Origin of the sequence: Flavobacterium notoginsengisoli, from assembly GCF_042686225.1 — a bacterium.
GTDB classification, from domain to species: domain Bacteria; phylum Bacteroidota; class Bacteroidia; order Flavobacteriales; family Flavobacteriaceae; genus Flavobacterium; species Flavobacterium notoginsengisoli.
In genome coordinates this window covers 734,463-748,511 of record NZ_JBHUOT010000001.1, presented here as the reverse complement: position 1 = coordinate 748,511, position 14,049 = coordinate 734,463, and the positions used below count along the sequence as shown (strand labels likewise).

General features: G+C 34.3%; 16 protein-coding genes. 6 read left to right on the top strand and 10 right to left on the bottom strand.

Annotated features, from left to right (window positions below; genetic code table 11):
* Positions 1-113: 113 nt before the first annotated feature.
* The gene (gene lpxD / locus ACFS3A_RS03160; RefSeq protein WP_379823875.1) at positions 114-1,112 is read left to right on the top strand and encodes a UDP-3-O-(3-hydroxymyristoyl)glucosamine N-acyltransferase; all 999 of its coding nucleotides are present in this window, start codon (positions 114-116) and stop codon (positions 1,110-1,112) included.
* Positions 1,113-1,164: 52 nt separating this feature from the next.
* On the opposite strand, the gene ACFS3A_RS03155 is transcribed toward lpxD, so the two are convergent.
* From ACFS3A_RS03155 to ACFS3A_RS03140, 4 genes are all read right to left on the bottom strand, one after another.
* Positions 1,165-1,371 carry a hypothetical protein gene (locus ACFS3A_RS03155; RefSeq protein ID WP_379823874.1) on the bottom strand — a complete coding sequence of 69 codons (207 nt, stop codon included), beginning with the start codon at positions 1,369-1,371 and terminating at the stop codon, positions 1,165-1,167.
* Between the two features lie 7 nt (positions 1,372-1,378).
* A complete protein-coding gene (locus ACFS3A_RS03150) occupies positions 1,379-1,687 on the bottom strand; it encodes a DUF3817 domain-containing protein (protein ID WP_379823873.1) in 309 nt (102 codons plus the stop codon).
* A 2-nt stretch (positions 1,688-1,689) separates the two neighbouring features.
* A complete protein-coding gene (locus ACFS3A_RS03145; RefSeq protein WP_379823872.1) occupies positions 1,690-2,148 on the bottom strand; it encodes a hypothetical protein in 459 nt (152 codons plus the stop codon).
* A gap of 69 nt (positions 2,149-2,217) precedes the next feature.
* Positions 2,218-2,808, bottom strand: a complete 591-nt coding sequence (locus tag ACFS3A_RS03140; protein ID WP_379823871.1) for a TetR/AcrR family transcriptional regulator — start codon at positions 2,806-2,808, stop codon at positions 2,218-2,220.
* Positions 2,809-3,114: 306 nt separating this feature from the next.
* Between ACFS3A_RS03140 and ACFS3A_RS03135 the strand changes: the two genes are divergently transcribed.
* The 5 genes from ACFS3A_RS03135 to hemN all read left to right on the top strand — a co-directional run bounded on the left by ACFS3A_RS03135 (position 3,115) and on the right by hemN (position 7,808).
* A complete protein-coding gene (locus tag ACFS3A_RS03135; RefSeq protein WP_379823870.1) occupies positions 3,115-4,743 on the top strand; it encodes an acyl-CoA carboxylase subunit beta in 1,629 nt (542 codons plus the stop codon).
* A 122-nt stretch (positions 4,744-4,865) separates the two neighbouring features.
* Positions 4,866-5,288 carry a DoxX family protein gene (locus tag ACFS3A_RS03130; protein ID WP_109192729.1) on the top strand — a complete coding sequence of 141 codons (423 nt, stop codon included), beginning with the start codon at positions 4,866-4,868 and terminating at the stop codon, positions 5,286-5,288.
* Positions 5,289-5,396: 108 nt separating this feature from the next.
* Positions 5,397-5,744 (top strand): hypothetical protein, encoded by a 348-nt coding sequence (locus ACFS3A_RS03125; protein ID WP_379823869.1) that lies wholly within the window; start codon positions 5,397-5,399, stop codon positions 5,742-5,744.
* Positions 5,745-5,844: 100 nt separating this feature from the next.
* Positions 5,845-6,321 carry a hypothetical protein gene (locus tag ACFS3A_RS03120; protein ID WP_379823868.1) on the top strand — a complete coding sequence of 159 codons (477 nt, stop codon included), beginning with the start codon at positions 5,845-5,847 and terminating at the stop codon, positions 6,319-6,321.
* Between the two features lie 122 nt (positions 6,322-6,443).
* Positions 6,444-7,808 carry an oxygen-independent coproporphyrinogen III oxidase gene (hemN, locus tag ACFS3A_RS03115; protein WP_379823867.1) on the top strand — a complete coding sequence of 455 codons (1,365 nt, stop codon included), beginning with the start codon at positions 6,444-6,446 and terminating at the stop codon, positions 7,806-7,808.
* A gap of 194 nt (positions 7,809-8,002) precedes the next feature.
* On the opposite strand, the gene ACFS3A_RS03110 is transcribed toward hemN, so the two are convergent.
* From ACFS3A_RS03110 to ccoN, 6 genes are all read right to left on the bottom strand, one after another.
* Positions 8,003-8,704, bottom strand: a complete 702-nt coding sequence (locus tag ACFS3A_RS03110; protein ID WP_379823866.1) for a sulfite exporter TauE/SafE family protein — start codon at positions 8,702-8,704, stop codon at positions 8,003-8,005.
* Positions 8,705-8,821: 117 nt separating this feature from the next.
* Positions 8,822-9,271, bottom strand: a complete 450-nt coding sequence (locus tag ACFS3A_RS03105; RefSeq protein ID WP_379823865.1) for a FixH family protein — start codon at positions 9,269-9,271, stop codon at positions 8,822-8,824.
* A 13-nt stretch (positions 9,272-9,284) separates the two neighbouring features.
* Complete coding sequence (ccoG, locus tag ACFS3A_RS03100; RefSeq protein ID WP_379823864.1) at positions 9,285-10,703, bottom strand: cytochrome c oxidase accessory protein CcoG; 1,419 nt, start codon at positions 10,701-10,703, stop codon at positions 9,285-9,287.
* A gap of 16 nt (positions 10,704-10,719) precedes the next feature.
* On the bottom strand, positions 10,720-11,661 hold the full coding sequence (locus ACFS3A_RS03095; protein WP_379823863.1) for a cbb3-type cytochrome c oxidase N-terminal domain-containing protein: 942 nt from the start codon (positions 11,659-11,661) through the stop codon (positions 10,720-10,722).
* Between the two features lie 2 nt (positions 11,662-11,663).
* On the bottom strand, positions 11,664-11,858 hold the full coding sequence (locus ACFS3A_RS03090) for a CcoQ/FixQ family Cbb3-type cytochrome c oxidase assembly chaperone (RefSeq protein ID WP_091491191.1): 195 nt from the start codon (positions 11,856-11,858) through the stop codon (positions 11,664-11,666).
* Between the two features lie 7 nt (positions 11,859-11,865).
* Positions 11,866-14,049 (bottom strand): cytochrome-c oxidase, cbb3-type subunit I, encoded by a 2,184-nt coding sequence (gene ccoN, locus ACFS3A_RS03085; RefSeq protein ID WP_379823862.1) that lies wholly within the window; start codon positions 14,047-14,049, stop codon positions 11,866-11,868.

Sequence of the window (14,049 nt, the reverse complement as noted above, 5' to 3'; positions counted from 1 at the left end):
ATCACATTATTATTTTATTTTTTTATTAAGAAACTAAAAAAATTAATTAGGTAATTAGAATGTAATTCATTTTATTTGGCAAAAAATAACCTTTAGTCGATTAAAATTTGTCAATGAGATCCTATTCAATTCAAGAAATTAACGAAGTTATTAATGGCGTAATTTACGGCAGTACTTCCCAAACCATAAACGCCACAGAACAACTAGAAAAAGCAACGACTTCAGAAATCTCATTTATTGGAAATAAAAAATACGAAAAATACTGGTCGACTTCTAATGCATCCATTGCTGTGGTCAACGAAGATATTTCGATTGAACCTGGAGAGAACCGCGCTTTCATAAAAGTTAAAAATGCCGATTTGGCGATGTCGCAAATTCTTGCTCTTTTTGCTCCGCCTACTCCAATTTTTCATAACAATATTCACCGAACAGCTACTATAGATGAAACCGCAGTAATTGGCGAAGGTGCCAAAATTGGTGCCGGCTGTTATATTGGACCAAAAGCTGAAATTGGCACCAATGCAGTAATCTACCCAAATGTCACTATTTTAGACGAATCTACAGTTGGAAAAAACACTATTATCTGGTCTGGAACAGTGATTCGCGAGCGTTGTCATGTTGGAAGCGATTGTATCATTCATCCAAACGCAACCATTGGAGCAGATGGTTTCGGATTTCGTCCTTGCAGTGAAAAAGGACTAGTAAAGATACCGCAAATTGGTAATGTAATTATTGGAAACGGAGTTGAAATTGGCGCAAATTCATGTGTTGACCGCGGAAAATTCAGTTCTACAATTTTAGGAGATGGTTGTAAAATAGATAATTTAGTTCAAATTGGGCATAACAGCAAACTTGGAAAGTTCTGTATTATGGCCGGAAACAGTGGTTTAGCAGGTTCTGTAACTTTAGGAAATGGCGTTATTATTGGCGGAAGCGCTTCTATAAAAGACCATACTACTATTGGAGATGGAGCCGTAATTGGCGCAGGATCTGGTGTAACCGGAGACGTTCCTGCCGGAAAAACAATGCTGGGTTATCCTGCAGTTGAAGCTCGTGACGCCCTAAAACAATGGGCGATGTTAAAACGAATGGTTTGTGCACCTAAAAAATAATTCAATTATAATTTATATAAAAAAACATCCGCTTCTACGGATGTTTTTTGTTTTATAACACTTCACATTCAAAGCCAATTACTTTCATTAAGAAAATTACCTTTTCGATAATATCATCTTTACACTCAAATCGTAGAATATTATCACAATCTTCTAGATCAAAATTCCATTTTGAATTGGGAAATAACTGATTTAGTTTTGGCGCAACTTTCTTCACTTTAGAAATGCTGTCAATGTTTGTTTTGAATACAAAAATCATAACTTCACTAATTTTGAATTTTACTTAGAATTCTAGAATCAATGTAAAAAGTGCCAAATGGAATTACACAAGCCAAAAGCACTTTCCAAGTTGTATCCCTAAACTTCCAGTTCTGCTCTACTCCAACACTCAAAGCATTGAATATAAAAAGCAAAAACAGAGCACCGTGAATAGTTCCTACAGGTCTTGTTAGAAACGGCATTTCAAAAATATACTTCATTGGCATTGCTATAAAAAGTAAAATCAAAAGTGATATACCTTCAAGAAATCCAATAATTCTTAAACGTCCGGTATTGGTTTGAAATAAATTTTTCATAATTATCTAAAATAAGGTCGATTCGCAAGAGGTGAAAATGGCCAAGGAATGGCAATAAAAATGATGATTAAGGCAATAGAAAACCAAACTAGCATCGTTTTGAATTTCTGTTGATCTGAAAGTTTCCTTTTCGCTAAAGCGGAACCAACTGTAATGATAATTATAGCAACTAACATCAAAACAATGTGAATTAGTCCAAAAAATGAAGCATCCAGATTTTGAAATTCTTCTTTATAATTTCTCCAAAAATATTTCACAATCGGGCTCTGCAGATAAACCAATATTCCAAAAAGAAGCTGGATATGAGCAATTGTGGCTGTCCAGTGACGCAACAAATTATCTTTCTTGGTAAAAGGAAGTTTTTGAGAATAGCCTTTGTAAGCAATAAAAATAGAATACAATAAGCTTAGCAATACGAGCCATCGCATAAAAGAATGGCCAACTAAAAGTGTTTGATACATTGTTTTTTGATTTAGACAATGCAAATATATTCAAAAACATACCAATTAGTATGTTTTTGAAAAATAATTTTATTTCAAACCATTCAAATAGCTCTTAAGTTCTTTTAAATAAACCAGATAAGACGAATTATCGTTTTGGAGTTTTCCGAAATTTCGTATTCCCCAATAGCCTGATAAGATAAAAAATGCTACTTGTTCTCCAACAACATCTTTACGGATTAAGCCAAATTCTTGTCCTTTTTCGATTGAATCTATGATCGTCTTTTTCCATAGATCAACCAATTCCGCTAAAGCTTCACTAAATCTGTTATTCCATGGCGTCATTTCCTGCGTAAGATTTCCAACCGGACAGCCATATTTTACTTGCAGAAAAGGATCTTCCAACAGTAAATACGAAATCATATTATAAAAATCTTCAATTGGATTTTGAGAAGCTTCTGTTGGTTTTATAAAATGTTCCTGCATAGTTGGCTTAAGAATTTCTTCAATAATAGCAACTCCCATTTCGTCTTTTGTTTTAAAATGGTAATAAAAAGCTCCTTTCGTAACCTGCGTAGTTGCAATGATTTCATCAATACTTGTAGTTTGATAGCCTTTGGTATAAATCAACTCAAAGGCTTTATGAAGAATGTTCAGTCTTGTATTTGCCGCTTTTGACATAAAAAATACTAATTAGTATGAAAAAGCAAATTAAAGAAAAATAAGTGGTGTAATTATTTTTAACACATAGAAACATAGATTTAGTATGCATAAAAAGTCGTTTCATTTGTATAAAAAAACATAGTCATCTATGTGTTAGAAACTAGTTTCTTTTTTACTTTCTTATTTAAATTATGCATCCTATGTTTCTATGTGTTTAAATAAAAAGAAGCCAAGAACTCTATTTCTTAATTCATAAATCAACTCATTTATTTCAATTGATTTTGTAAATTAGCCAACACTATTTTGTAAAATCAATACTATATCATGGATTTAAACTTCAATAAAAACGAAGATCACAATAAACTACTCCTTTCTGAATTAAAACAAAAATTTGCTAAAGTAAAATTAGGCGGAGGCGAAAAACGTATCGAAAAACTGCATTCCGAAGGCAAAATGACGGCTCGTGAAAGAATCGCTTATTTATTGGACGAAAATTCTAAAAGTATTGAAATTGGTAGTTTTGCAGGAGAAGGAATGTATCCGGAACACGGCGGATGTCCCTCTGGCGGTGTTGTCGTAAAAATTGGTTACATCAAAGGGAAACAATGTATTGTTGTTGCTAATGATGCTACTGTAAAAGCCGGTGCATGGTTTCCAATAACAGGAAAGAAAAACCTTCGTGCACAGGAAATTGCTATGGAAAACCGACTTCCTATTATTTATCTTGTAGACAGCGCAGGAGTTTATCTGCCGATGCAGGATGAAATTTTTCCGGATAAAGAACATTTTGGCCGCATCTTTAGAAACAACGCTCAAATGAGCAGCATGGGAATTACACAAATTGCAGCCGTTATGGGAAGCTGTGTGGCCGGCGGTGCTTATCTGCCGATTATGAGTGACGAAGCTTTAATTGTCGATAAAACCGGAAGTATTTTCCTTGCGGGAAGCTATTTGGTAAAAGCAGCAATTGGCGAAACGATTGATAACGAAACTTTAGGCGGTGCCACAACTCACTGTGAAATTTCAGGTGTTACCGATTATAAAGCGAAAGATGATAAAGATGCTTTAGACAAAATAAAAAATATTGTAGATAAAATTGGTGATTTTGACAAAGCGGGTTACAGCCGAATCAAAGCGGAAAAACCAGCTTTAGAACCAAACGATATTTACGGAATTCTTCCAAAAGCGAGAACCGAACAATATGATATGATGGAAATCATCAAACGTTTGGTTGATAATTCAGAATTTGAAGCTTACAAAGATGGTTATGGACAATCGCTTATTACAGGTTACGCCAGAATAGATGGTTGGGCTGTTGGAATTGTAGCTAATCAGCGTAAAGTGGTAAAAACTAAAAAAGGCGAAATGCAGTTTGGTGGTGTCATTTATTCTGACAGTGCCGATAAAGCAACTCGTTTTATAGCCAATTGCAATCAAAAGAAGATTCCGTTGGTGTTTCTGCAAGATGTAACCGGATTTATGGTCGGTTCAAAATCGGAACATGGTGGCATTATTAAAGACGGTGCTAAAATGGTAAATGCAGTGAGTAATTCGGTAGTTCCTAAATTTACTGTTATTGTTGGCAATTCCTATGGTGCAGGAAATTACGCGATGTGCGGGAAAGCGTATGATCCAAGATTAATTTTTGCATGGCCAAGTGCTGAACTAGCTGTTATGGGCGGTACTCAAGCCGCAAAAGTTTTAGCACAAATTGAAGCTTCTTCGCTCAAAGCGAAAGGAGAAATCATCGATGAAGCTAAAGAAACGGAACTTTTCAATAAAATAAAAGCACGCTACGACGAGCAGACTTCTCCGTATTATGCAGCATCAAGACTTTGGACAGATGCTATCATAGATCCGTTAGACACCAGAACCTGGATCTCAATGGGAATCGAAGCTGCAAACCACGCTCCTATTCAAAAACCTTTTAATTTGGGCGTAATTCAGGTTTAGCAATTTAATAATTCACAACAATACGTTAAATAAAAAGCAAAAATCTTATTTTCAGGCTGTTAAAAATATACATATCGCTAAAAATTAGTAACTTAGTATATAATTTTTAATCACACAGCATCATGGAAAATGTAAAAAGTTTGAATAAATGGGCGAACTCGCACACTTATTTACCGGTGGATCTAGTACGTATTGTTTTGGGTGGATTTTTATTTATGAAAGGTGTCTCGTTTGTCACCAATATTCAGTACCTGCATGATTTAATTTCCCCTATTGATAAATTTGGAGGAGGAATGTTTATGCTGCATTACATTGCTCCTGCTCATATGATTGGTGGTATAATGATTATTTTTGGACTATTAACCCGTTGGGCAATTGCTGCTCAATTACCTATTCTATTTGGTGCCGTCCTCGTAAATTTCATGGGCAAAATGCACTCTGAAAGTTTACTTCTGGCTGTAGTTGTTTTATTAGTCTGCATCTTCTTCTTGTTTTATGGAAGCGGCAAACATTCTGCTGATTATTACTTCAAAATGCAACAATAACCTTATAAATCCTCAGTTTTTTTCCATAAAAAGCTGAGGATTATTTTTGTTTGTTAATTAATTCTATAAAATTTCATTAATTGTGTTTTATGACTTAAATTCGCCGACATGAATTGGATTCGTAAAACTGTTATATTTATTGCACTTCTGATTGCAGGTTTGTTTGCTTATCAAGCAGACACATCATGTGTGCATATAACTGAAACGCAAAAAACGGATTCTAATTTTTGTAAAGAGACTGGAGATTCGTCTGCATTCATTCAACCTCAGGGAAGTTATCAATTTGCAGCAAACATCAAAAGCTATTCGTCCGGGATACTAAAATGCTTGGATTCATTTTTACCGCTTATCCCACAGCATCAAACCATTACAACTACTATAGCATATACAAAACTATTTACAACTCAAAGTAAAAAGGTTTTAGTCATACTCTATGCTTTCCATTTTTTCTGGTAAATAAAACTTGATTCAGATCGAAGATTTATTCTTCATTTAATAGGCTGTTTTCAGTAGAAAACTGGCGTATATCAATTTATTTATTTCATTAAAAAACATCATGGAAACTACAACAACCATTATGGGAATTGTGATTTTAATTATTGTCGCAATTCCGGTATATTTTTCTGCTCGCTCTAGCGCTGCCAGTAAATCAAGAATTCTAAATATCAAAAAAAGATTCAATCCTTCTAATCCGGAAAGTTTTGATTTGACAGAATCGATTAATAATAAAACATTAACGCTGGATCAAAAAAACAATAAGTTTATTTTGATGAATTTCAATCCAAATCAACAGGAATCAATTTATGTTGATTTAAATACTGTTAGTTCATGCAGGCTAATTCCAACAACAGACGCAAATTCAGATACTATTATTAAAATTGATTTCGAATTTCAGGACAAAGAAACATCCAAAAAGATAATAATTCCATTCTATGATTTTGACGATGACCGTATAAAACAGATCAGTGTCTATCAAGATCATCAGTTTGCAAAAAAATGGCTTAAAATCATCCAAGATTCTATTTCACGTTAGTTATTTAATTCAGTTAAAAGAGGCTCTGTTTTGAGTCTCTTTTTTTTTGTCATTTACATGATATTTGTCATTTTATGTCCGTCACTGAAGTTTTAATTTTGATGTAAACTAAATCCGTCATTATGAAAATCTCTTTGACACAAAAATACAATGTCCCTGGTCCAAGATATACAAGCTATCCGACAGTTCCGTATTGGAATGAAGCTGATTTTACAGCTGAAAAATGGATCACTTCTTTACAAAAATCATTTTCGGAAAGCAATTCAAAGAACGGAATTAGTTTATACATTCATCTGCCTTTCTGCGAAAGTATGTGTACTTTCTGCGGATGCAATAAACGTATTACCAAAAATCATTCTGTTGAAGAAACTTATATTAAAGCGCTTTTAAAAGAGTGGCATTTATACTGCAAAATTCTTCCTGAGAAACCCGTTATTAAAGAAATTCATCTGGGTGGCGGAACTCCAACTTTCTTTTCAAAAGAAAATCTAGAGCATCTTATCAATGGAATTTTCAGCTATGCTGTAAAAGCTGAAAATCATGAATTCAGTTTTGAAGGACATCCAAACAATACGACATACGAACAACTTAAAAAACTATATGAATTAGGCTTTCGCCGAGTTAGTTTTGGTGTTCAGGATTATTCTGCTACGGTTCAGAAAGCTATTAATAGAATTCAGCCATTCCATAATGTTGCGAAAGTGACTTTTTGGGCAAAAGAAATCGGCTACACTTCTATTGGTCATGACATAATTTTTGGACTTCCATTTCAAACTATTGAAGATATTATCGATACCGTTGAAAAAACAAATTCTTTAAAACCAGATCGTTTGGCTTTCTATAGCTACGCTCATGTACCTTGGATAAAAGGAAACGGACAACGCGGTTTTAATGATGAAAATCTGCCAAAAGATTCCGAAAAAAGAAAACTGTACGAAATTGGAAAACAACTTCTTACTCAAAATGGCTACCATGAAATTGGAATGGATCATTTTGCACTAAAAAACGATAGTTTATACAAAGCCGCTCATAATGGAAATCTACACCGCAACTTTATGGGTTATGGCGCTTCTAAAACACAAGTTATGATTGGTTTGGGAGTTTCCTCAATTAGCGACAGCTGGTATAGTTTTGCCCAAAATACTAAAAATCTGGAAGATTATTACCAATTATTAGAATGGGATAAATTGCCGGTTATAAAAGGGCACATTTTAAATGAAGAAGATTTAATTATTAGAAAACACATCCTGAACTTAACTTGTGAATTACAAACTTCCTGGACAAATGATGCTCTTTATTTTAAAGAACTTCCAACGGTTTTAGAAGATTTGGAAGAAATAGAAAAAGACAATTTAATTTCTATTGGAGAAGGAAAACTTACCATTACCGAAGAAGGAAGACCTTTTGTACGCAACATCTGTATGGCTTTTGATTTACATTTAAAAAGAAAGTCACCGGAAACCAACTTGTTTTCGATGACTGTATAATTTAAACAAGATTTAATTATTGTATTCAAAGAATAGTAAACACATACAAACATAGTTTTTACCGTTTAGATAAAGAATCCAAAAGAGAAATATATTTCTCACACATAGAGCTATGTATTTTTAAAAATAAGTGAAACGTCTTTTTAACGATAGTGAAATCTATGTCTCTATGTGTTAAAAATTACATTCAATTTTTAATGGCAATTAGGAGTTTGCTGCACAAATAAGCTCATATTAGAAGGAGAGATATAAGGAATTCCAAGTCCTAATCCTCTAAGAATAAAAAGAACTCCAATAATTACAGCTACATATGGAATTGCCTTTTGGATTTTATTTCTGAAAGGCAATTTTAGTAATGAATTCACATAAACTACAATAGTCATTAAAGGTATAGTTCCAATTCCGAATAAAAGCATATAAAGAATCCCAAAACCTGCACTTTGCATTGCAATTGCTCCAAAAAGTGCTACATAAACCATTCCGCATGGCAGAAATCCATTTAGCAGACCAATTGTAAAAAGAGATTTATAACTTTTGTTTTTAAATTGAGCTCCAAGGTTTGATTTAATTTTTGATATGATTTTATAAATTGGTTTTGAAAAATTATAATTCGCAAATTTTTTCTCTGGAATTAAAACCACAATAATCATGATTACGCCAATAATAATAGACATTTTTTGCTGTAATCCGGCAAGAAAAAAACCTCTTCCTAATAATCCAAAAATTAATCCGATTGTAGCATAAGCTGTTAATCTTCCAAAATGATAGGTCATAACCTGTGTTACCTTTTTTGCTTCATTCTGTCTGTCAACAGGAAGCATCATGGCAATTGGCCCGCACATGCCGACACAGTGCAGACTACTTATAAGGCCTAATATGAATGCTGAAAACAACATATTAATTAATTTTTAATTGCAAATCCTCAGAATGTGTCCCTACAGGACAATTTATCTATGGCTATTTTTTTTCTACCTATGAATTGATCCTAGCGGATCAAATCTTTAGAACCTAAATTAATTGACGTAAATCACTTCTTTAGTTAAATATTTTTTTCCTTCGTACTGCCATTCCATATTCACATCCCAGCGTCCTTTTATTAGTTTTTTCTGCGGAATAAGTATAGAAGAGTTCGTTAAAGCAATTTTGGTATTGAAATCGAATTTTTTATTTGAAGGTCGGTACAACAAGATATTTCCCTGTACTTTATCACTTTCAAATCCAGCAGGAAAAGTTACAGCTACTCCACTATCTGTATATTTGATTAATGGTTTGTGCTGTAAATCATGAGCGTTTTGAATCCTCGCCATTTCTTCCTGAAAATGTGTGTCATGTTTGTAATATTCTTCGACAACCAAATCGTTATCGTATTTAGAATTTGACTGTACTTCAAAAACAAAATATAAAATAAACGTCATAAACAATCCGAATGCAATGACAATTGCGGTACCCCAATTAATTTTCATGATACTATAATTTTTAATTAAAACTGCGTGGTCCTAAGAAATTTGTTGTGGTTGTTTCTATGAGTTCAGAACCATTGTAAACTCCTATTTTTACTTTTGTTTTATCACTTTCTAATAAAACTTCTTTTATTTCTATAAATAATGTTCCCTGAGAAATTCCTTCTTTAGCAACTTTAAAATGCCTTTTGCCAACATTTTTAATTTCGCCTTTTTGATCAATTAGCTCAAAATGAATATCGTTGTAATCTTTCATCGTTTTGTTTACAATTTTATAAGTGTAAACATTACTGATTTTATCTCCGTTATGCTGAAATAATTGCCCTGGAAGACGTAAAACAACTGCCTGAACATCTGTTCTTAAAAACAGCATTCCAACAAAAACACTTAATAAAATAAAAAGAACTGCTGTGTAACCTTTCATTCTTGCCGTGAACCTGAAAGGTTCTTTTTTTGCGATTTCATCTTCAGAAGCATAACGAATAAGACCTTTTGGCAATCCTACTGATTCCATAATATGATCGCATTCATCAATACAGGCTGTACAGTTGGTACATTCTAATTGTGTTCCGTTTCGAATATCAATTCCCATTGGACAAACATGAACACATTGCAAACAATCTATACAATCTCCTTTTCCTGTTAAAGCTCTGTCTTCTTTTTTATTGAATTTGGCGCGTCCTTCTTCTTTTTCTCCACGAACAAAATCATAGGCAACGTTAATCGACTTATTATCCAAAAGAACACCTTGCAATCTTCCATACGGACAAGCTATAATACAAACCTGTTCACGAAACCATACAAATACAAAGTAAAAGACACCTGTAAAAATAAGAAGCGCAATGAAATTACTAGCTTGTGCAATTGGCCCCTCTTCTATCATTAGAAACAATTTATCGCTTCCAACTAAATAGGCCAGGAATACGTTGGCAATGAGAAAAGAAATCAAAAAGAAAATAGTCCATTTTAGAAGTCTTTTTCTAATTTTCTCTGCATTCCATTCCATTCTCGCCAGACGGGATTGTGCGCCGCGGTCTCCATCAATCCAATATTCTATTCGGCGGAAAACCAATTCAAGGAAAATAGTCTGCGGGCAAATCCAGCCACAAAAAATCCTTCCAAAAACAACTGTAAATAAGAGTATAAATACAACGCCGATGAGCATTGAAATTACAAAGAGGTAAAAATCCTGAGGCCAGAACGGAAATCCAAAAATATTAAAACGACGCTCGATAATATTGAACATCATAAACTGGTTTCCATTTACCTTTATAAAAGGATTTATGAACAAAATAGTCAGTAAAACGTAGCTGACAATTTTTCTGTAATCATAAAATTTACCAGACGGCTTTTTAGGAAAAATAAATTTCCGTTTACCACCTTCATCTATAGTTCCAATGGTATCTCTAAACGCTTCGTCTGGTAAATTTGACATGATATTTGTATTCTAATTATTTTTTAACTTGTGTGGTATCTGTTTTTGGAGCAACTGCCGTTGCATCATTGATTGGGGCACTTTCATCTACCCAAACCTCTCCTTCCGGTTCTTTCGGATCTTTTGGATTACTGCCTTGTAAAGACAAAATGTAACTCGCAACTTTCTGGATTTCTTTTGGTTTTAAGGTTCCTTTCCAGGAAATCATCCCTTTACCATCTCGTCCTCCGTTTGTAATGGTGTGAAATAAATTCTTAATTCCACCTCCTAAAATCCATTTATCATCTGTAAGATTTGGTCCAATTTGCCCTCCTCCATCGGCTCTGTGACAAGCTGCACAGTTTGTGGTAAAGATTTCTTTTCCTGCTGCAAGACTTGCATCATCTGTAAGTAAAACAACTGTTTTTTCATCCATCAAATCCGGAGCGGTTTTCATGTACTCTTCTACATCAATTTTTGCCTGAGCCATTTCTTTTTTCAGCTCCATTTCTTGATTGTCAGCTCCTAAAACATCATAACGAATCACATAAATTACTCCGAAAATGATACAGATATAGAATAAATACACCCACCAAGGCGGTAAATTGTTGTCAAGCTCTTTAATTCCATCATAATCATGATCCATCAACAACTCGCCTTCTTTTTCAATTGGAGATGTTTTGGTTAATTTCTGCATTAGATCTTTAAACCAGGTAGTCTCTTTGAAACTAAGGCTTTCTTCATATTCTTTTTTTGCTTTTTCTTCTGGTGTCATTAATTGATACATGACACGATTTACAGCGCTAAGCGTAATCTCGATGGCAATTAAAATAAATAAGAAGACAAACAAAAAGAGCGATACCATAGGATATTTTATAAAAGCCGCTCTATCGCCTGAGTCTACAAAATACTCCATCAAACCAAATACAATGAAGAAAATTACTGGTACTCTAACATATACTGGGAAAAACTTTTTCATTTTTATATCTCTTTTGTAATTACAACAAGTCCTTCATCTAAAGGAATACTACTCATTTCCTGAATTTTATCTTTTCTATAAGAGAACACCCAAAAGCCTAATCCTACGAAAAAGAAGAAGAAAATCAAGAGGGAAATAATCGGGTATAATTCTACACCCGATATTGTTTCCATATTGTGTTTTATTTGTTCGAACATAATGCTGTTATTTAGTTTCTTTTACTTTAATATCAGTACCAAGTCTTTGAATATAAGCAATCAAAGCAACGATTTCTCTTTCATTCATCGGAATGAATTTCTCTCCTTTAGCAACAGCTTTTTTCTTGCTGTCTTCATAACTTTTCACAAAGTCAGGATCACTTTCTAAGCTTTTTTCGATCTTAACTGCCTGTTCTCTTAAAGTGCGCTGCGCATTAGCAACATCTTCAGGAGAATACGGAACACCTAACGAAATCATAGCCTGCATTTTCTTTTGCGTCAATGAAATATCCATTGGTTTATTATCAAATAGCCATTTGTATCCTGGCATAATTGATCCGGCAGATGTACTTTGCGGATTCCACATGTGGTTAAAATGCCAGTTGTCATTATATTTACCTCCAACTCTTAACAAATCTGGACCTGTACGTTTTGATCCCCATAAGAATGGATGATCATAAACAAATTCTCCAGCTTTTGACTGCACTCCGTAACGTTCGACTTCACTTCTAAAAGGACGAACTGATTGAGAGTGACATCCCACACAACCTTCTCTGATATATAAATCACGTCCTTCTAATTCTAACGGTGTATAAGGTTTTACACTTGAAATTGTCGGAATATTTGATTTTACCATAATCGTTGGTACAATCTGAATAATACCTCCAATTAAAATGGCGATTGTCGCTAAAATGGTCAATTGGATTGGTTTTCTTTCTAACCAGGAGTGGAATTTCTCTCCTCTTACTCTTCCGCTGCTGATTTTTTGTAAAGCAGGAGCCTGAGCTAATTCGTCTTCTACCGGAGAACCTTGTCTAACTGTCATTATGATGTTGTAAACCAATGTCAGCATACCAATTAAGTACAAACTACCACCAATAGCTCTCATCCAATACATTGGCATAATAGCCGTTACTGTTTCAAGGAAGTTACCATAAGTTAAAGTTCCGTCCGGATTAAATTGTTTCCACATAGAAGCTTGTTGAAAACCTGCTACATACAATGGAATTGTATAAACGATAATTCCTAAAGTTCCGATCCAGAAATGGAAGTTTGCTAATTTTTTAGAGAACAAATCTGTTTTTGTCATTCGTGGAATCAACCAATAAATAATTGCAAACGACATAAAACCATTCCAAGCCAAAGCTCCAACGTGTACGTGGGCAACGATCCAGTCCGTATAGTGTGCAATAGCATTTACATTTTTAAGAGAAAGCATCGGTCCTTCAAACGTTGCCATTCCGTAACCTGTAATCGCTACAACAAAGAATTTTAAAACTGGTTCTTCACGAACTTTATCCCAGGCACCTCTTAGCGTTAAAAGTCCATTAATCATACCTCCCCAAGATGGTGCAATTAACATTACTGAGAATGCAACTCCTAAATTCTGTGCCCAGTTTGGCAATGCAGAATATAATAAGTGGTGAGGCCCCGCCCAGATATAGATAAAGATTAAAGACCAAAAGTGGATAATTGATAATCTATAAGAATATACAGGTCTGTTTGCAATTTTAGGAACGAAATAATACATTAATCCTAAGAACGGAGTAGTCAAGAAAAATGCTACCGCGTTGTGCCCATACCACCATTGCACTAATGCATCCTGAACTCCAGCATAAACAGAATAGCTTTTTAAAGCTGAAACCGGAATTTCGATATTGTTAAAAATGTGCAGTACTGCTACCGTTACAAATGTTGCCAGATAGAACCAGATCGCTACATACAAGTGACGCTCTCTTCGGCGTAACATGGTTCCAATCATATTGATTCCCATTACAACCCAAATTAAAGCGATTGCAATATCAATTGGCCACTCCAGCTCTGCGTATTCTTTAGAAGAAGTATAACCTAAGGGAAGTGTAATTGCCGCAGCAACAATAATTAACTGCCAGCCCCAGAAATGCAGATTACTTAAAAAATCACTAAACATTCTGGCTTTTAATAATCTCTGCATAGAATAATACATTCCGGCAAAGAAGGCATTACCCACAAAAGCAAAAATAACAGCGTTGGTGTGTAATGGTCTTAAACGGCCGTAGCTAAGCCACGAGATCCCATCTGTGATGTTGGGAAAAAGGTACATTACCGCAAGGGTAAGCCCTACTAACATACCCACAACTCCAAAGAGTATTGTGGCGTAAATGAATTTTTTTACAATTTTGTTGTCGTAATAAAACTGTTCCATTTCCAT